15 protein-coding genes and 6 tRNA genes are annotated in these 18,724 nt (G+C 52.8%); 8 read left to right on the top strand and 13 right to left on the bottom strand.

The window, feature by feature from the left end; genetic code table 11:
- Nucleotides 1-58: 58 nt before the first annotated feature.
- The 4 genes from ACOTX2_RS03065 to ACOTX2_RS03050 all read right to left on the bottom strand — a co-directional run bounded on the left by ACOTX2_RS03065 (nt 59) and on the right by ACOTX2_RS03050 (nt 436).
- A tRNA-Lys gene (locus tag ACOTX2_RS03065) sits at nt 59-134 on the bottom strand.
- A gap of 4 nt (nt 135-138) precedes the next feature.
- Nucleotides 139-214 (bottom strand) — tRNA-Val (locus ACOTX2_RS03060).
- Between the two features lie 29 nt (nt 215-243).
- Nucleotides 244-319 (bottom strand) — tRNA-Val (locus ACOTX2_RS03055).
- A 41-nt stretch (nt 320-360) separates the two neighbouring features.
- A tRNA-Val gene (locus ACOTX2_RS03050) sits at nt 361-436 on the bottom strand.
- A 258-nt stretch (nt 437-694) separates the two neighbouring features.
- Here ACOTX2_RS03050 and gltX point away from each other — a divergent pair.
- Nucleotides 695-2,110 (top strand): glutamate--tRNA ligase, encoded by a 1,416-nt coding sequence (gene gltX / locus ACOTX2_RS03045; protein ID WP_022648938.1) that lies wholly within the window; start codon nt 695-697, stop codon nt 2,108-2,110.
- Between the two features lie 50 nt (nt 2,111-2,160).
- On the opposite strand, the gene ACOTX2_RS03040 is transcribed toward gltX, so the two are convergent.
- Together ACOTX2_RS03040 and ACOTX2_RS03035 are read right to left on the bottom strand one after the other, a co-directional pair.
- The gene (locus ACOTX2_RS03040) at nt 2,161-2,547 is read right to left on the bottom strand and encodes a YfeC-like transcriptional regulator (RefSeq protein ID WP_032622330.1); all 387 of its coding nucleotides are present in this window, start codon (nt 2,545-2,547) and stop codon (nt 2,161-2,163) included.
- Nucleotide 2,548: 1 nt separating this feature from the next.
- Complete coding sequence (locus tag ACOTX2_RS03035; protein ID WP_022648936.1) at nt 2,549-2,911, bottom strand: YfeC-like transcriptional regulator; 363 nt, start codon at nt 2,909-2,911, stop codon at nt 2,549-2,551.
- A 217-nt stretch (nt 2,912-3,128) separates the two neighbouring features.
- On the opposite strand from ACOTX2_RS03035, the gene ACOTX2_RS03030 reads away from it, so the two are divergent.
- The 3 genes from ACOTX2_RS03030 (at nt 3,129) to ACOTX2_RS03020 (ending at nt 5,721) form a co-directional block, all read left to right on the top strand.
- Nucleotides 3,129-3,204, top strand: a tRNA-Ala gene (locus tag ACOTX2_RS03030).
- 41 nt (nt 3,205-3,245) lie between these two features.
- Nucleotides 3,246-3,321 (top strand) — tRNA-Ala (locus ACOTX2_RS03025).
- Between the two features lie 210 nt (nt 3,322-3,531).
- Complete coding sequence (locus ACOTX2_RS03020; RefSeq protein ID WP_022648935.1) at nt 3,532-5,721, top strand: EAL domain-containing protein; 2,190 nt, start codon at nt 3,532-3,534, stop codon at nt 5,719-5,721.
- A 45-nt stretch (nt 5,722-5,766) separates the two neighbouring features.
- On the opposite strand, the gene nupC is transcribed toward ACOTX2_RS03020, so the two are convergent.
- Nucleotides 5,767-6,954: a nucleoside permease NupC gene (nupC, locus tag ACOTX2_RS03015; protein WP_022648934.1), complete on the bottom strand. Its 1,188-nt coding sequence runs from the start codon at nt 6,952-6,954 to the stop codon at nt 5,767-5,769.
- A 345-nt stretch (nt 6,955-7,299) separates the two neighbouring features.
- Between nupC and ACOTX2_RS03010 the strand changes: the two genes are divergently transcribed.
- The gene (locus ACOTX2_RS03010; RefSeq protein ID WP_023300656.1) at nt 7,300-8,538 is read left to right on the top strand and encodes an Nramp family divalent metal transporter; all 1,239 of its coding nucleotides are present in this window, start codon (nt 7,300-7,302) and stop codon (nt 8,536-8,538) included.
- A gap of 33 nt (nt 8,539-8,571) precedes the next feature.
- Here the strand turns inward: ACOTX2_RS03010 and ypeC are convergent, their stop codons facing one another.
- Both ypeC and mgrA read right to left on the bottom strand, forming a co-directional pair.
- Nucleotides 8,572-8,919: a DUF2502 domain-containing protein YpeC gene (ypeC, locus tag ACOTX2_RS03005; RefSeq protein ID WP_022648932.1), complete on the bottom strand. Its 348-nt coding sequence runs from the start codon at nt 8,917-8,919 to the stop codon at nt 8,572-8,574.
- Between the two features lie 127 nt (nt 8,920-9,046).
- Nucleotides 9,047-10,045, bottom strand: a complete 999-nt coding sequence (gene mgrA / locus ACOTX2_RS03000) for an L-glyceraldehyde 3-phosphate reductase (protein ID WP_023300655.1) — start codon at nt 10,043-10,045, stop codon at nt 9,047-9,049.
- A 186-nt stretch (nt 10,046-10,231) separates the two neighbouring features.
- On the opposite strand from mgrA, the gene ipdC reads away from it, so the two are divergent.
- On the top strand, nt 10,232-11,890 hold the full coding sequence (ipdC, locus tag ACOTX2_RS02995; RefSeq protein ID WP_038416470.1) for an indolepyruvate decarboxylase: 1,659 nt from the start codon (nt 10,232-10,234) through the stop codon (nt 11,888-11,890).
- Here ipdC and ACOTX2_RS02990 read toward each other — a convergent pair whose 3' ends face one another.
- Entirely contained in the window at nt 11,891-13,126 is a 1,236-nt protein-coding gene (locus tag ACOTX2_RS02990) for an ion channel protein (protein ID WP_063147677.1), read from the bottom strand.
- A gap of 205 nt (nt 13,127-13,331) precedes the next feature.
- Between ACOTX2_RS02990 and glk the strand changes: the two genes are divergently transcribed.
- Nucleotides 13,332-14,297 (top strand): glucokinase, encoded by a 966-nt coding sequence (gene glk, locus ACOTX2_RS02985; protein ID WP_022648928.1) that lies wholly within the window; start codon nt 13,332-13,334, stop codon nt 14,295-14,297.
- Nucleotides 14,298-14,332: 35 nt separating this feature from the next.
- On the opposite strand, the gene ACOTX2_RS02980 is transcribed toward glk, so the two are convergent.
- Complete coding sequence (locus tag ACOTX2_RS02980; protein ID WP_032622329.1) at nt 14,333-15,064, bottom strand: LytR/AlgR family response regulator transcription factor; 732 nt, start codon at nt 15,062-15,064, stop codon at nt 14,333-14,335.
- Between the two features lie 13 nt (nt 15,065-15,077).
- The gene (locus tag ACOTX2_RS02975) at nt 15,078-16,775 is read right to left on the bottom strand and encodes a sensor histidine kinase (RefSeq protein WP_045308680.1); all 1,698 of its coding nucleotides are present in this window, start codon (nt 16,773-16,775) and stop codon (nt 15,078-15,080) included.
- Nucleotides 16,776-17,161: 386 nt separating this feature from the next.
- Here ACOTX2_RS02975 and alaC point away from each other — a divergent pair, with 386 nt between their 5' ends.
- The gene (gene alaC / locus ACOTX2_RS02970; protein WP_023300650.1) at nt 17,162-18,397 is read left to right on the top strand and encodes an alanine transaminase; all 1,236 of its coding nucleotides are present in this window, start codon (nt 17,162-17,164) and stop codon (nt 18,395-18,397) included.
- A gap of 57 nt (nt 18,398-18,454) precedes the next feature.
- Here the strand turns inward: alaC and ypdK are convergent, their stop codons facing one another.
- Nucleotides 18,455-18,526: a membrane protein YpdK gene (ypdK, locus tag ACOTX2_RS02965; RefSeq protein WP_099458937.1), complete on the bottom strand. Its 72-nt coding sequence runs from the start codon at nt 18,524-18,526 to the stop codon at nt 18,455-18,457.
- Nucleotides 18,527-18,724 lie beyond the last annotated feature (198 nt).

Raw genomic sequence — 18,724 nt, 5'->3', positions numbered from 1 at the left:
ATGGGGATGTGCTATATCGCAGATAGCAAAAAAGCGCCTTTAGGGCGCTTTTTTACATTGGTGGGTCGTGCAGGATTCGAACCTGCGACCAATTGATTAAAAGTCAACTGCTCTACCAACTGAGCTAACGACCCGAAATGGTGGGCGATGACGGGCTCGAACCGCCGACCCCCTCCGTGTAAAGGAGATGCTCTACCAACTGAGCTAATCGCCCATTTCGGAACTGCTACGATAAGGTGAGAATGGTGGGCGATGACGGGCTCGAACCGCCGACCCCCTCCGTGTAAAGGAGATGCTCTACCAACTGAGCTAATCGCCCAATCTCAATTCTTATCTACACTGCGAGTCTACCGAAGTAGATGGTGGGTGATGACGGGCTCGAACCGCCGACCCCCTCCGTGTAAAGGAGATGCTCTACCAACTGAGCTAATCACCCCCGCTGTGTGGAGTCGCATTATAGGGAGAGTTGAAAATGAGTCAACGCATTTTCTAAAGTTTTTATTCGTTCGTCGTAAAATTAGTCAAAACGATCGCAAAACGGACTGTGGTGCATGATTTCTATACAAAAACAGCAATCTCGAACCAGATAAAGTGATCGACATTGAGGAATCGGCCCACAGTGATAGAATATTGCCCATTGTTTTCTTCCCAGGATTTGCCGATTACCGGCATCTTTATAACGTAAGGCCATTTCATGAAAATCAAAACTCGCTTCGCGCCGAGCCCGACAGGCTATCTGCATGTCGGTGGTGCACGTACCGCTCTCTACTCCTGGCTTTTCGCACGCCACAACAAAGGTGAGTTTGTGCTGCGTATTGAAGACACCGATCTGGAGCGCTCAACGCCGGAAGCAATTGAAGCCATTATGGATGGGATGAACTGGCTGAATCTGGAGTGGGACGAAGGCCCATACTTCCAGACCAAACGTTTTGACCGCTATAACGCCGTAATTGACGAGATGCTGGTCGCAGGCACGGCCTATAAGTGCTACTGCTCAAGGGAGCGTCTGGATGCGCTGCGCGAAGAGCAAATGGCAAAAGGCGAAAAACCGCGTTATGACGGTCGTTGCCGTCATGACCACAGCGAGCATGCTGCTGATGAGCCTTGCGTAGTGCGTTTTGCTAACCCGCAGGATGGCTCTGTTATCTTTGATGACCAGATCCGTGGCCCGATCGAATTCAGCAACCAGGAGCTGGATGACCTCATCATTCGTCGTACTGACGGCTCGCCAACCTATAACTTCTGCGTGGTTGTGGACGACTGGGATATGGAAATCACTCACGTGATCCGTGGTGAAGACCATATCAATAACACCCCGCGTCAGATCAACATTCTGAAAGCGCTGAACGCGCCTGTACCGGTGTATGCGCACGTATCGATGATCAACGGTGACGACGGTAAAAAGCTGTCCAAACGTCATGGCGCGGTGAGCGTGATGCAGTACCGTGATGACGGCTATCTGCCGGAAGCGCTACTGAACTATCTGGTGCGTCTGGGCTGGGCTCATGGTGACCAGGAGATCTTCAGCCGCGAAGAGATGATCGAGCTTTTCTCTCTGAACTCGGTAAGCAAATCAGCCAGCGCGTTCAACACTGACAAACTGCTGTGGCTGAACCATCACTACATCAATACCATGCAGCCAGAGTATGTGGCGACTTATCTGCAATGGCATATTGAGCAGGCAAACATCGATACCCGTACGGGCCCTGAACTGGCGGATCTGGTGAAGCTGCTTGGCGAGCGTTGCAAAACGCTGAAAGAGATCGCCGAGAGCTGCCGTTACTTCTATGAAGAGTTTGACGCGTTCGACGCCGACGCGGCCAAGAAACACCTGCGTCCGGTTGCGCGTCAGCCGCTGGAAGTGGTGCGAGATAAACTCGAAGCCATTACCGAATGGACTGCAGAAAATGTTCACCACGCGATTCAGGCAACCGCTGATGAGCTGGAAATTGGCATGGGTAAAGTCGGTATGCCGCTGCGCGTTGCGGTGACGGGGGCAGGCCAGTCTCCGGCGCTGGACGTGACCGTTCATGCCATTGGCAAATCACGTAGCGTTGCGCGTATCAACAAGGCGCTGGGCTTTATTGCTGAGCGCGAAAGCCAGCAGTAATGCTCGTAAATACAAATAACGGCAGGGTAACCTGCCGTTTTTTATGTCTGTTATTCAGCAATACCAAGACGCGTGAGAAAACCCTGCAAACCTTCGCGAGCGAGCAGCTTGTGCAAACGTTCCTGTTCGACAGTTGTCATGTTTTCCAGCGAGTCGATAATTTGTGGAAGCAGGCTGGATGAGGTCGCCACGCCATAGAGTGAAGGGCTTTCTGCCACATGGTAAACAGCCCGACTGTTACGAATGGCGGGAAGGCTAATGATGTGCTCCTTAACGTGCGCATCAATACATATCACCCTCGCTCTTCCGCCTTTTACACCGTTGATACCCTCCGTTTTCCATCCTTTCTGTCGTATCCAGCGATTAACGGTTTGTCGGGCGACGCCCAGACTGTCCGCCAGCTCTTCCGTGGTCATTTTGCTGCGTAATCTTTTCATATTAGCGTTGGTCGCGAATCCCTAAGCGTTGTAACAATCCGGTAATCCCTTCCCGCAGTAACAGAGATGTCATCTGCTTTTGCTCATCCGGCGTCATTTCATTCGCCAGCGTCAGGAGCAGGGCGTGAAGCGAGCCTTCGTGGTACGCCTTTTCTGGCATTTCCGGCGACTCTGTTACCCTGCGTGCGCTGCGAATAAAGTCGCGCACTTTTTCATTGACGTGTACCAGACGCGCCTTGCCGCCCTGAACGCCTGGTTTTGGCGATGTAATCCAACCCTCTTTGCGTACCCATTTATTGATGGTCTGTCGGCTATAGCCAGTCAGCAAGGCTAACTCTTCTGGCGTCATTCGTTCCTTGATCATACAATTTCCTGAATATCTGTGGGGTTAATTAGTGGTTCATTTTATAGCACCGTTTTACGTGAAAACGTGACAAGCTTAACTCCTGGCTGCGAGCAGACTCGCAAAGTGATTCATTTGCATGATTTTTCGGCGGTTGAAAGGCTGAGGTTGAATTTGCCGTTGACACTGTGCGGCGGAATTCATATTATGCCGCCCGTCAACATGACAGCTTTACGATGGGGCTATAGCTCAGCTGGGAGAGCGCCTGCATGGCATGCAGGAGGTCAGCGGTTCGATCCCGCTTAGCTCCACCAAACTCTGAACCCAACAGAGTACGGTAGGTAAAGTAACATGTGGGGCTATAGCTCAGCTGGGAGAGCGCTTGCATGGCATGCAAGAGGTCAGCGGTTCGATCCCGCTTAGCTCCACCAAAATTTAAACCCTCGTCGTCAGACGGGGGTTTTTTATATCTTGTAAAATATTTAGACTGTTTTTGTTGCAATTAACGTCATTTTCTATACCTCACCTCAATCCAAATCAATAAATAAGTCCATAAATAGACCTAAACTTGATTCGTCCAATTAATAAACCTATTATCGATCCGGTCAATAAGACGATGGTTAAATAGATTACCCGGATTAATGAATAGAAAAATTTACAATAATGTAAAAATATTTATGATTGCCCTGGCGCTAAGCCTGATTGCGATCCCCTTTTCCCGTTATATCTCTCCGCGCGCTATCGTTAACGAAAATGATGTTTATTTAGCGTGGCTGCCCTTAAGCGCCATGCTCGCCATCGTGTTGTTATTTGGACGACGGGCAATCATTCCTTTGTTGCTAAGTTTTAGTGTTACTAATGCTTATTACTTTGATTTAGCCCCGCTACAATCTATCGTTTTATTATGTTGTCAGACGTTTTCCGTCTTCGCCGCCTGTGGCGTTATCCGTTTGATGCTGGGCAAGCGCTGGCGCCACAGCATGCCGAATAAGTACATTGGTATACGTATTTTATGGCTCGGATTTATGGTGCCTGTGGGCATCAAATTATCGATGTATCTGGCGGGGTATTTATTTGATTTCCCGGTAACAATCTCCTCCTATTTCGGCGAAGGCTCTGCAATTTATAACGTTATCGATATTCAGAGTCTGATTTGCGCCGCCCTGATTTTCACCATGATGTTCTATTATCCATTAAGAATGATTATTAATCCTCGCTATGCCCGAACATTCTGGCGGCGAAGCGTGAAGCCCCTCTTTTGCAACAAAAAAGCGTTATTTATCGTTGTGTGGCTGATGCTGTTGGTCTCAATGATCGCTATTTTATGCGCGCCTTTTGAGTCGCAGTTTATTGCGGGTTATTTGATGCCGACCGTTTTCATTCTTTTTACCCTGGGTATTGGTCGTTTGAGCTATGCGCTCATCTCTTTATTCTGGGCAGCCTCAGCGCTCATGTTGTTGACCTATAATTATAATTTTCTCAATGGCGTTGAATCGGGCCACTCGCTCTCCTTTATTCTGTCGGTACTCATCTCTTTCGCTATCTGCCTGCTTTACATGTCGCAGATCTATCAGAAAAGTGAATGGCTGAAACAGGGGTGGCAGGAGAGGGCGCTTACCGATCCGCTCACCGGTCTGCCTAACATTCGTGCGCTGGAAGTTTTTCTACAGCATCATCCTGAGGCCAAAGTCTGCTGCTTGCGTCTGGATAATCTGGAATTCCTGAGCCGTCACTACGGCATCCTCATGCGCGTGCACTGTAAAAAGATGATCACCGCGTCGCTGCAGCCGTTATTGCAAAAAGACGAGAAGCTCTTCCAGTTACCAGGCAGTGAACTGATGTTGGTCTTGCTGGGACCGGGCACGGCTGAACGTCTGCAATTTATGGTTGACCATCTGAACAGCCGTAAAATTATCTGGAACAAGACTGAGCTCGACATTGAGTTTGGTGCCTCCTGGGGGGAAGTGCCAAATGGAGAAAGCGTGCATCACACGCTGGGTCAGTTGAGCTGGCTTTCCGAGCAGTCCTGTTCCGGGCATAACGTCCTGGCGTTAACCAACAGTCTGGATGATGTTTCTGGTCATACGACGGACAGGGTGCTAATGCTGGCCCGTATAAAACGCGCCCTTGATATCGGTGGTCTCCATCTTTACGCGCAGCCAATTCACAACGCGCGCGGAGAAGGGTACTTTGAAATCCTTTCGCGTCTTGAAAGTGATGGTGAGATCATCACCCCTGACCGCTTTATTCCGCTGATTGCTCAGTTCAACCTGAGCCACCGATTCGACCTGAACGTGGTGGAAAAATTGCTGATGTGGATGCGCAGTCATCCATCCGGACGGGCCGGAACGCGGTTCTCCGTTAATCTGATGCCGCTGACGCTGATGCAGAACGAGATTGCAGCTGAGATCATCGCGCTTTTTGAACGCTACGCCGTTGCACCGCAAGATATCGTCATTGAGATCACCGAGGAACAGGCTTTCTCTGACTCGGGAAGCAGCATCAACAATATCCAGCAGCTGCGGGATTATGGCTTCCGCATTGCTATCGATGACTTTGGTACCGGCTATGCCAACTTTGAGCGTCTGAAGCGACTGGAGGCCGATATCATTAAGATCGATGGCTGCTTCGTGAAAGATATCTGCACCGACAGCATGGATGCGATGATCGTGCAGTCCATTTGCAACATGGCAAAAACGAAATCGCTTTGTGTGGTGGCTGAATATGTGGAATCGGCTGAACAACGCGAGATGTTGCTGCGATACGGCGTTGATTATTTGCAGGGCTATTTGATTGGTAAACCACTGCCCCTGACGGCGCTGGAGACATAAAAAAACCGGGAGCGATGGCTCCCGGTTTTCATTGAGCGGTATGGATTACAGCACCAATGCTGCGATAGAGGCAGACAGGACGCTCACCAGCGTTGAACCGTAAACCAGCTTCAGGCCAAAGCGAGAAACGACGTTACCTTGCTCTTCGTTCAGGCCTTTAATCGCACCAGCGATAATACCGATGGAAGAGAAGTTCGCGAAGGAGACCAGGAAGACGGACAGGATCCCTTCCGCACGCGGGGAGAGCGTGCTGGCAATCTTCTGAAGATCCATCATCGCCACGAATTCATTGGATACCAGTTTCGTTGCCATGATACTGCCCACCTGCAACGCTTCGTGAGCGGGCACACCCATTACCCAGGCGACCGGGTAGAAGATATAGCCCAGAATACCCTGGAACGAAATACCAAGTACGGCCGCAAACAGGGCGTTCAGCGCAGCGATCAGTGCGATAAAGCCAATCAGCATCGCGGCAACGATAATCGCAACCTTGAAACCCGCCAGAATGTATTCACCCAGCATTTCGAAGAAGCTCTGTCCCTCGTGCAGGTTTGACATCTGAATGTTCTCTTCGCTGGCATCCACGCGGTACGGGTTAATCAGCGAAAGAACAATAAAGGTGCTGAACATATTCAGAACCAGCGCTGCAACCACGTATTTAGGTTCCAGCATAGTCATATACGCGCCCACGATAGACATGGAAACGGTAGACATTGCTGTCGCCGCCATGGTGTACATGCGGTTACGGGACATCTTGCCGAGGATATCTTTATACGCAATGAAGTTCTCAGACTGACCCAGGATCAGCGAGCTGACTGCGTTAAAGGATTCCAGCTTGCCCATGCCATTAACTTTCGATAACAGGAAGCCGATTGCACGGATAACCACCGGCAGAACACGAATGTGCTGGAGGATCCCGATCAGGGCAGAGATGAAGACGATAGGGCAGAGCACTTTCAGGAAGAAGAAGGCCAAACCCTGATCGTTCATGTTGCCAAAGACAAAGTTAGTCCCGTCGTTGGCAAATCCGAGCAGTTTTTCGAACATTTCGGAGAAGCCTTTCACGAAGCCGAGGCCTACGTTGGAGTTCAGGAAGAACCACGCAAGTAAAACTTCAATGACCAGCAGCTGGACAACATAGCGAATACGAATATTTTTGCGGTCAGTGCTGACCAGCAATGCGAGTGCAGTAACGACAACGAGTGCCAGGACAAAATGAAGGACGCGGTCCATATTTGCTCCAAATATGAGGCAGGTTTAATTTCCGTGCACATTCTATGTAACAAGCACAAAGAAAACGAGATCAAGCCCACACTATAGTTACATCCTGTGACGAGTCTCAAAAATAGTGATCAACAATACATTTTTGTTATGTTAGGTAAATGAGTGAAAAGTTAAGTTTGTGTGCTACGCTTCACAAATGTCTGCGCATTTTCACATTCTGTGACCTTGCTCCACCTGCCTGTCTATTGTCCCTGGCTATCAGAGTGATCATGTTAACCATTACAAATGAACTTGATAATCATTCTCATTTTGATAGCATAAAACATAGCACAGGCTATATTTCCAGAGGCAGAAATGACGAATAGTCGCGTAGAGAGTAGCAGCGGCAGGGCGGCACGCAAGCTGCGGTTCGCATTAATGGGACCTGCATTCATTGCCGCGATTGGCTACATCGATCCGGGTAATTTTGCGACCAATATTCAGGCCGGGGCCAGTTTCGGCTATAAGCTGCTGTGGGTTGTGGTGTGGGCCAACCTGATGGCGATGCTGATTCAGATGCTTTCCGCGAAGCTGGGTATTGCCACCGGGAAAAACCTGGCGGAGCAAATCCGCGATCACTATCCGCGTCCGGCGGTATGGTTTTACTGGGTCCAGGCGGAAATTATCGCCATGGCCACCGATCTCGCCGAGTTTATCGGGGCGGCGATCGGCTTTAAGCTTATTCTGGGCGTCTCCCTGCTACAGGGCGCCGTGCTGACCGGTATCGCCACGTTCCTTATTTTGATGCTCCAGAGGCGGGGACAAAAACCGCTGGAGAAAGTCATCGGCGGCCTGCTGCTGTTCGTCGCTGCCGCCTATATTGTTGAGCTGATTTTCTCCCAGCCGAATCTGGTGCAGTTGACGAAAGGGATGGTGATCCCGTCGTTACCCACCTCTGAAGCCGTATTTCTGGCCGCCGGGGTGCTGGGGGCGACCATTATGCCGCACGTAATTTATCTGCACTCTTCTTTAACCCAAAATCTGCACGGCGGGACGAGTAAAGAGCGCTACTCCGCCTCGAAATGGGATGTGGCAATTGCGATGACCATTGCCGGATTTGTGAATCTGGCGATGATGGCGACTGCCGCCGCCGCGTTTCACTTTAACGGGCATACCGGGGTTGCCGATCTCGACCAGGCGTACCTGACGCTGGAGCCGTTGCTGAGCCATGCCGCTGCCACTATTTTTGGTTTAAGCCTGGTTGCTGCGGGACTTTCCTCTACGGTTGTGGGGACACTGGCCGGGCAGGTGGTGATGCAGGGGTTCGTACGTTTCCATATTCCACTGTGGGTTCGCCGTTCGGTAACGATGCTGCCTTCCTTTATTGTAATTCTGATGGGGCTGGATCCGACCCGCATTCTGGTGATGAGTCAGGTGCTGCTGAGTTTCGGTATTGCGCTGGCGCTGGTGCCGCTACTGATATTCACCAGCAACAAATCGCTGATGGGCGATCTGGTGAATTCGACGTGGGTGAAACGCGCCGGGTGGGCCATTGTGGTCGTGGTGGTGGCGTTAAACATGTGGTTGCTGATAGGCACAGCAGCAGGCCTGTAAAAGAAAAAGGAGCCGTGAGGCTCCTTTTAGCTGTTAATGGTGATGGCCGTGACCATGGCCTCTGCCTTTTCCGTGACCCCTGCCGCCACGGCGGTCGTCACGATCGTTCCAGCCTTCGCGGTAGCCGCGCTCGTAGGCCTTACGCTTATCCCAGCCACGGTGATAGCCGTTATCGTGTTTCCACCAGCGGTTTTTACGCCACTCATAATGTCGGTGCCAGTAGTCACGGTCGCGCCAGTAGCCACCGTCCCAGTATCTGCCGTAGTCATCACGATCGCCAATTTGTAATTTAATCGATGGCAACAGGGTGATTTCGCCCGCATTGGCGACCAGCGGGGCCGAAGCCAGTAGTACCGCTGCAAGAATCAGTGACCTGAACATACTCTTTCTCCTTCACGATCGGGGCCGCTGTGCGACCTGTTAACGCAATTTTACGAGTTGGTAAACATTCGTTTCATCGCCTCAACTCCTAAATCATGAACGAGAGCACTTTTTGCTAAAAGTGTTTTTAATCTGAACTGGACAGGATCGCTTCTATCGTCTTCAGCTCTTCTGCGGAGAAATGACGATTTTCAAGCATGCCTGCTGCATCATCAATTTGTCCGGTTTTGCTTGCGCCGATGAGCACGGATGTCACCGCATCGTGGCGCAGGATCCAGGCCAGTGCCATTTGCGAAAGCTTTTGCCCCCGTTTTTCCGCCAGCGCATTCAGCTTGCGTACCTTTTCCAGCTTTTTGTCGGTGACCTGTTCCGGATTAAGGAACTTACTGCCGCTTGCTGCGCGAGAATCTGCCGGGATGCCGTTCAGATAGCGATCGGTCAACTGTCCGCCCGCCAGGGGAGAGAAGGGGATACATCCCACCCCATTTTGCTGCAACACGTCCAGCAACCCCTCTTCAGGCGCACGTTCAAACATGGAGTACTTCGGCTGGTGGATTAGACAGGGCGTGCCCAGATCCTCCAGTATTTCAATCGCCTGCCGCGCCAGTTCTGCCGGGTAGTTGGACAGGCCGATGTACAGCGCTTTGCCCTGGCGCACCACATGGTCAAGCGCTTTCATCGTTTCACGCAGCGGCGTTTGTGGATCGGGGCGGTGGTGATAGAAGATATCAACGTACTCCAGCCCCATACGCCTGAGGCTCTGGTCCAGGCTGGAAATCAGATATTTACGCGAGCCCCAGTCGCCGTAAGGCCCGTCCCACATGGTGTAGCCCGCTTTGGTGGAGATGATTAGCTCATCGCGCCAGGGCAGGAAATCCTCCTGCAGGATGCGCCCGAAGTTGCGTTCGGCTGAACCAGGAGGTGGGCCGTAATTATTGGCAAGGTCAAAATGTGTAATACCCAAATCGAAAGCGCGCTGTAAAAGTTGACGGCTGTTTTCGAGCAGCGTCGCGTCGCCAAAATTATGCCAAAGCCCCAGCGAGATGGCGGGAAGCTTGAGGCCGCTTTGTCCACAGCGGCGATATTGCATTGTCTGGTAACGATTTTTGTCAGGTTGATAACCCATGAGCGAGACCTCTGGCGCTGGAAAGAAAAATCAGTGTATGCGTTTACACTAACCTGAAGAAAATGAGCATAGCTCAGCTTTTTTCGTAAAGCATTCTTTCCAGCCCCTGATTGTCGCCAATTCTGGACACCCTTCACGCTTATTTAATACTCAGAGTGAGGTCAACGTCAGAAGGACACCTATAATATGCGTACCCCCTATTGCGTCGCCGATTACCTGCTGGACCGACTAACAGATTGCGGTGCCGATCATCTGTTTGGCGTGCCGGGCGACTATAACCTGCAGTTTCTCGACCATGTGATAGACAGCCCGGACATCTGCTGGGTGGGCTGTGCCAACGAGCTGAACGCGTCTTACGCCGCAGACGGCTATGCCCGCTGTAAGGGATTTGCCGCACTCCTGACGACTTTCGGCGTTGGGGAGTTAAGCGCCATGAACGGTGTGGCGGGCAGCTTTGCCGAACATGTCCCCGTGCTCCATATTGTGGGGGCTCCGGGTATGGCGGCGCAGCAGCGAGGAGAGTTACTGCACCACACCTTAGGCGACGGCGAGTTCCGCCATTTCTACCACATGAGCGAACCCATCACCGTTGCACAGGCGGTGCTTACCGAACAAAACGCCTGCTATGAAATTGACAGAGTCCTGACCACCATGCTGCGGGAGCGCCGTCCGGGCTACCTGATGCTGCCCGCCGATGTGGCGAAAAAAGCCGCTACGCCCCCTGTAAGCGCTCTCACTCTTAACTCCGCACCGGCCGATTCAGCCTGCATGCAAGCGTTCCGTGAGGCTGCCGAAAAGCGTTTGTCAACGAGCAAACGCACCGCGCTGTTAGCTGACTTCCTGGTGCTGCGCCACGGTTTGCGCGCGGCCCTTCAGACGTGGGTGAAAGAGGTGCCGATGGCACACGCCACCATGCTGATGGGCAAGGGCATTTTTGACGAACGACAGAGCGGTTTTTATGGCACCTACAGCGGATCGGCGAGCGCCGCGGCGGTCAAAGAGGCAATCGAGGGGGCTGATACAGTGCTGTGCATTGGCACGCGCTTTACCGATACGCTCACAGCCGGGTTTACCCACCAGCTGACGCCAGATCAGACGATAGAGGTTCAGCCCCACGCGTCCCGCGTCGGCGACGTCTGGTTTACGGGTATCCCGATGAGGGAGGCCATTGAAACGCTGACAGCGCTGTGTAAAACGCATGTGTGTGATACGCGAGCGCCATCGGATCACAGCAGCTCTTCTTTCCCCACTATCGAAGGGGCGCTGACTCAGGAGAGCTTCTGGCGTACCCTGCAAACGTTTATTCGCCCCGGAGACATTATTCTGGCTGACCAGGGGACGTCTGCTTTCGGCGCTATCGATTTGCGTTTACCGGCAGACGTGAACTTTATCGTCCAGCCGCTTTGGGGATCGATCGGCTACACGCTCGCGGCGGCGTTTGGCGCGCAAACAGCGTGTCCGAACCGACGCGTGATTGTCCTGACGGGTGACGGTGCCGCGCAGTTGACCATTCAGGAGCTGGGATCGATGCTGCGCGACAAGCAGCGCCCGATTATTCTGGTGCTTAACAACGAGGGATACACGGTTGAGAGAGCCATCCACGGGCCGGAGCAGCGCTATAACGATATTGCCCTCTGGAACTGGACGCAGATCCCGCAGGCGCTGAGCCTGGCGCCAGAGGCAGAATGCTGGCGCGTCAGCGAAGCGGAAACACTGGCGGAGGTGCTGGATAAAGTAGCACACCACGAGCGGCTATCGCTGATCGAGGTGATGCTGCCGAAAGCCGATATTCCGCCGCTGCTGAGCGCGCTGACCAAAGCGCTGGAGGCGCGCAATAACGCCTGATTACCTGTCGTTTCGCCATGCCATCAACATCGGTTTGCCCGCCAGCAGGAGCCAGGCGGGCAACATCACGATACAAAGGAGCGGCAGAAGCGTGGTATCCGGCACAACAACGGCCGCCATAAACAGACTCAGCCATGCATCGCGCGTTACCACCAGTACCAGCCCCAGAATGGAGCAGGAGACGGTAATCGCCGCAGGGACAGCGTCGACGTGCTCATGCAGCATCAGCCCCAGCGCGACGCCAACAAATACCGCCGGGAAGATACGTCCTCCCCGGAAACCACAGGCTGCAGCGATCACCAGCGCCGCCAGTTTTACCACCGCGAACAGCAGATAATCGGAGACGCTAAAGACCTGGCTGAAGGCCAGTTGCTGCATCTCGTCCAGACCCTTAAACAGCGTAACCGTCCCGCCGATAGCGCCTAAAACGCCCAGAATAAAACCGCCCATACCCAGAATCAGCACCGGATGCTTCAGCCTGTGCATCAGACGATGCAGGCGCGGAAGACACCACACTGCGATCATTCCCAGCGCAATGGCTATCGCGACGACGACGGCACCGCTGACAATATCGGTGAGTTGCATCTGGCCATAGTGGGGGATGGGGAGTGAAAAATGGGGATGGAAAAACAGGCTGGTCGTGAGGGCCCCTGCTGCGGCGGCCATCAGTGGCGCAAAGAGTTTATCCCACAGCGGCACATCATTGTCGCTGCTGAGCGTTTGCGAAAAGATGAGCGCAGCCGCTATTGGGGTACCAAACAGTGCCCCGATGGTACCGGCGGAAGCCAGAATCGTCCAGTCCAGCGCGCCAACGCGCGGGAAAAGACGTGCTCCCAGAAAGACTGCCAGCGCGATATTAACCGCCATAATGGGATGTTCAGGCCCGAGGCTTACGCCGCCCGCAAGACCGATAATCAGCGCGATAACAAGCCCCGGCAGAGCAGAGGGAGATACTGGCGCACCAATCAAGGGTTCCAGTGCCGGGTCCGGCCCGGCATGGCCCGGGCTATAGCGGATCACCAGACCTACGGCAATTCCGGTCAGGGTCAGCATCATCATGATCCACCCTGGCGAGTCAGTGCTGATGCCAAGTTTAACCGGCAGCGCGGTCCATAAAATCGTTTGCAGCACTGCCGCTACTTTCATGACGACGATGAGCACCAGGCTCGACGCTACGCCAATAATTAGCGCCGGGACAGCCAATAACAGCATGGTTCTGGCTCGCGGATGGAGCATGATGATTTCCTTGTACAAAACGGCTTAACGTTACTTTGCACAATCAGCATTGTGGCAATAGTGCAAAAGGTGCTGAAACGGTAAAGTTATTATGTGACGAAGATCGATAATCCATGGGCAGTCACCTTCTGGTCGTTGTTGTTATCACGCCTTGAATTTACAGTGTCCCAAAGATTTATTCTGACTTTAGCGGAGCAGTAGAAGAATGACAAAGTATGCTTTGGTAGGTGATGTAGGCGGCACCAACGCGCGCCTTGCCCTGTGCGATGTAAACAGCGGTGAAATTTCTCAGGCGAAAACCTATTCAGGGCTGGATTACCCAAGCCTGGAAGCGGTAGTTCGCGTCTATCTTGAAGAGCATAAAGTGAGCGTTGAAGACGGTTGTATCGCCATCGCCTGTCCGATCACCGGCGACTGGGTGGCGATGACCAACCACACGTGGGCCTTTTCAATTGCCGAAATGCGGAAAAACCTCGGCTTCTCGCACCTTGAAATTATCAACGATTTCACTGCGGTTTCCATGGCTATCCCAATGCTTAAACCTGAGCATCTGATTCAGTTCGGCGGTACGGCCCCGGTTGAAGGCAAACCCATTGCTGTTTACGGCGCCGGAACCGGTCTGGGGGTGGCGCACCTGGTCCACGTCGACAAACGCTGGGTGAGCCTGCCGGGTGAGGGCGGTCACGTGGATTTTGCGCCAAACAGCGAAGAAGAGGGCATTATTCTTGAGGAGCTACGCGCCGAAATTGGTCACGTGTCGGCCGAGCGCGTGCTTTCTGGCCCGGGTCTGGTGAACCTGTATCGGGCGATTGTAAAATCAGACGGACGTCTGCCGGAAAATCTGCAGCCTAAAGATGTGACCGAACGCGCGCTGGCCGACAGCTGTATTGACTGCCGTCGTGCTTTGTCGTTGTTCTGCGTCATTATGGGGCGTTTCGGCGGCAACCTGGCCCTGAATCTCGGCACCTTTGGCGGGGTCTATATTGCGGGCGGGATTGTGCCGCGCTTCCTCGATTTCTTTACCGCCTCCGGTTTCCGTGGTGGCTTTGAAGACAAAGGCCGCTTCAAAAGTTACGTGCAGGACATTCCGGTTTACCTGATTGTCCACGACAATCCGGGCTTGCTTGGCTCCGGGGCGCATCTGCGTCAGGTACTTGGCCAGATCCTCTGACATCCGTCTCCCTCTCCTGCGGGAGAGGGAACGCGCTACAGGTGCATGAGCTGGCGGAACGCTTTCACTCTGCTGCGGCTTACCGGCACCTGAAAATCCAGATCCTTCAGACGCAAAATATAGGTGTTATTAAACCAGGGTTCGATCTCGCGGATCTTGTTCAGGTTGACGCAGAACGAGCGGTGGCAGCGGAAGAAGTGCGCTGCCGGGAGTTTGTTGCAAAATTCGGTGATGTTCATCGCCATTACGTAGGCCTCACGCCGCGTATAGACAAACGTCATTTTTTCGTGCGCTTCAGCATAGTAAATATCGTCGACAGGCGTGACGATGATCCGTTCGTCCTTGACCAGATTAATGGTGTCGTTTTCCCGCGCTACCGGACTGGCACTGGCGGGCAGCGACTGCTGCTGCCATGCGGCTTCCAGCTTATGCAGCATGCTGATAATACGTGACTCCTGATACGGCTTGAGAATATAGTCAAACGCCTCCAGCTCGAAGGCTTCCACGGCATGCTCTTTCCACGCGGTGACAAACACAATAAACGGCTTGTGGGCGAACTGATTGATATTTTGCGCCAGCAGAACGCCGTCCAGAGACGGAATATTAATATCGAGAAAAATCGCGTCGACCCGGTTATGCTGCAAAAATTTCAGCACGTCCAGACCATCCTCAAAACAGCCAACAATCTCCATCTGGCTGTGGGTTTTGATAAGCCAGCTCAACTCCTGCTGAGCCAGAATTTCATCTTCTACGATGATGACTTTCATCTGTTACTCCGGCCTACGGCAACAAGGATATGGGGGCATTAATGGGCGTTCGTTCGTTCGGGACATAAAAAGCAATCTCGGTGCCCGGCTCAAGGCGGTGAATGTGCAGCCCGTCACCGTACAGCAGCTTGACCCGGTGGTGCACGTTCAGCAGCCCGATTTTATTTCCCGGCATTTCGTTTGATTCGACGCGCTCGATCACTTTTGGATCGATGCCGTGTCCGGTATCGCGCACGGCGATTCGCACGCGGTTACCGCTTTCCGTCACGCTAATCGTGACCACGCCTTTTCCTTTACACGGCTGAATGCCGTGAACAATAGCGTTTTCCACCAGCGGCTGGATCAGCAGGCTTGGGATCACGCAGTTGACCTCTTCATCAATATCGTAAATGACCGTCAGCTTATCGCCAAAGCGTGCCTGCTCAATCGCGATGTAATCCTTGATTTGATACAGCTCTTTTTTGATGTCGATCTGCTCGTCGTCTTTTAACTCAATGTTGTAGCGCAGATAGCGCGACAGATTAAAAATCAGCTGCCGCGCGGTATCCGGATTAAGACGAATGGAAGAGGATATAGCGTTCAGCGCGTTAAACAGGAAATGGGGATTGATCTTGCTTTGCAGGGCACGCAGCTCTGCCTTATTTGCCATCTCGCGCAACTGCTCCGCACGCGAAACTTCGAGTTGGGTGGAGATAATCTGCGACAGGCCAATCGCCATCTCCTGGAGCGAGGAGGTGATTTGGTGCGCATGGCAGTAGTAAATTTTCAGCGTCCCCGTGACCACGCCTTTTTCCCACAGCGGGATCACCAGCATTGAGTGGATCTCTGGCGTCCGGTGGGCTTCATCATTGTTTTTAATGATGATTTTTCCGTAGTTAATTGCCTGTCTGGTGGTCGGGCTGATGGTATCGTCGCTGTCGCGATAATTGTGCTCACCGACGCCAACATAGGCCAGCACGTGGTCAATATTGGTGATGGCGACCGCATCGGCGTGAATATCCCGGCGGATGATATCGCAAACCTGACGTAAAGATTCGGTGTTAACGTGTCGGAAAAGCGGCAGCGTTTTGTTGGCAATATCCAGTGCCAGCTTCGCCTGACGCGCGGCGCTGGCCTCTTTTTCGCCTTCCACGCTTTGCACCAGCAGCACGATAAAGCCTATACAGACGCTCCCGAGGATCATCGGAATACCGATCTTCGAGACGATATCCAGCCCCAGCGCAGTGGTCGGTGCCCAGACGACGACCAGGATCATGGTCAGCGTTTCGCAGACCATCCCCGCGATAATCCCCGCACGCCAGTGCTGTTTTTTCGGGATTTTGCGGTTAATCCAGCCGGAGAGTACCCCGGCAATAATGCTGGTGATAAAGCAGGGGACTGCCGTCACGCCGCCAATATCAATCAGGTATCGATGGGTGCCGGCGATAATGCCTGTGATAATCCCGACCCAGGGACCAAAGAGGATCCCGCCTGACATTACGGCGATGATGCGCACGTTCACCAGCGAGCCTTCTACCGGCACGCCGGACCAGGTGCTGAACAGGGCAAACATCGAAAAGATAAACGTAACGGCCAGCAGCTCTTTTGGCGAGTGGGCAGATTTATGCAACAGTTCGCGAAACAAGCGGATGCGGATAAGGAAAAAGAGACAGATCAGCATTAATGCCGCGCGGTCGAACACCGCCAGGAGCATATTGAAGATTTCGTGCACGGTCAGGCCTGGGAAAACGGGAAAAATCTATGATAGAAAACATAGGGCCAGATGACCAGCTATCCATCAGATTTATCAAATGGGGAAAAACCATAATTCTCAAAGGGGATTGCTGGCTTTTGACTGAAAGTCGCTGCTTTTTCGTTTGGGGAGAAGCGTCAGGTAACGATACTGAAAATATTGTGTTAAATCGCAGCGCTTAAAACTGCCTGATCACGATAAGAGTTCCGCTTTTCACTGCAATCGCATTCCCGTTTTAGCGCAATATATTGTTTTGCCGTTATCCCCTCGACAGCGTCTTTTTCTTCAGGTTATTTTCTAAGCATGCCACACGGGTGGCAGCGTCGCTCGGACGGTCCGGGCGCTAACGTGACTCTGAGGAATCTATGGCTGAATTCAGTCCTGAACGCCGTTTTACGCGTATCGATCGTCTCCCCCCTTATGTTTTCAATATCACTGCTGAACTGAAAATGGCTGCGCGTCGGCGCGGTGAAGACATTATCGATTTCAGTATGGGTAACCCTGACGGCCCAACGCCGCCGCATATCGTTGAGAAACTCTGCACAGTTGCCCAGCGTCCCGATACCCATGGGTATTCAACCTCTCGCGGCATTCCACGCTTGCGTCGGGCGATCTCCCGCTGGTATCAGGATCGTTATCAGGTGGATATCGATCCTGAAAGCGAAGCGATTGTGACCATTGGCTCCAAAGAGGGGCTGGCCCACCTGATGCTGGCGACGCTCGATCACGGCGATACCGTCCTGGTGCCGAATCCGAGCTACCCAATTCATATTTATGGGGCGGTGATTGCTGGCGCGCAGGTGCGTTCTGTTCCACTGGTGGAAGGCGTCGACTTCTTCAACGAGCTGGAACGGGCGATTCGTGAAAGCTATCCGAAGCCGAAAATGATGATCCTCGGTTTCCCGTCCAACCCAACGGCACAATGCGTCGAACTCGAATTCTTTGAGAAAGTGGTCGCGCTGGCTAAGCGTTACGACGTGCTGGTGGTACACGATCTCGCCTATGCTGATATCGTTTATGATGGCTGGAAAGCGCCGTCAATTATGCAGGTACCGGGTGCCCGTGATGTGGCGGTTGAGTTTTTCACCCTGTCGAAAAGCTACAACATGGCGGGCTGGCGAATTGGATTTATGGTGGGAAACAAAACGCTGGTGAGCGCCCTGGCGCGTATTAAAAGTTACCATGACTATGGTACGTTTACGCCATTGCAGGTCGCGGCCATCGCGGCGCTGGAAGGGGATCAGCAGTGCGTGCTTGATATTGCCGCCCAGTACAAGCGCCGCCGTGATGTGCTGGTAAAAGGGCTTCACGAAGCGGGCTGGATGGTTGAAATGCCTAAAGCTTCCATGTACGTCTGGGCGAAAATCCCCGAGCCGTATGCGGCGATGGGATCTCTGGAATTTGCCAAAAAACTGCTTCAGGACGCGAAGGTTTGCGTTTCTCCAGGCATTGGCTTTGGTGACTACGGTGACACGCATGTGCGTTTCGCGCTGATCGAAAACAGCGACCGTATCCGTCAGGCTGTGCGGGGGATTAAAAGCATGTTCCGCGCGGATGGCCTGCTTGCAGTTAAGAGCGTCGTGGAACAACCCGAGTCGTAACGGACACCAAAAAAACAGGCGCCAACGGCGCCTGTTTTTTTGACTGCATTTTCTTAACTAGATCATCAGAGCAAACGTTCCGGCCCAAACTAAAACAATAACCGAAATGCCCATAAAGAAATATTTCACGTTTCATCGCTCCGCGTATCTTCCGGTACGCATTAAAAAAACAGAGTCCAACTGAGTATAGAGAGTTGAAATCATGCGAAAGGGGAAATCGGAATTATCCCGTTACGTCGCTAACTTCAGCTCTGAATTCTGTGCTTTCCTGTCGCCAGACGGCGCTAATGTACGCCTAAATTTCAGGAGTGACAAGAGGCATTTTTT

Source organism: Enterobacter cloacae complex sp. IR5412, assembly GCF_049237385.1.
In the GTDB taxonomy this organism is placed as follows: Bacteria; Pseudomonadota; Gammaproteobacteria; order Enterobacterales; family Enterobacteriaceae; genus Enterobacter; species Enterobacter intestinihominis.
The sequence above is the reverse complement of the archived record's forward strand: the minus strand, read 5'-3'. Positions and strand labels throughout refer to the sequence as shown.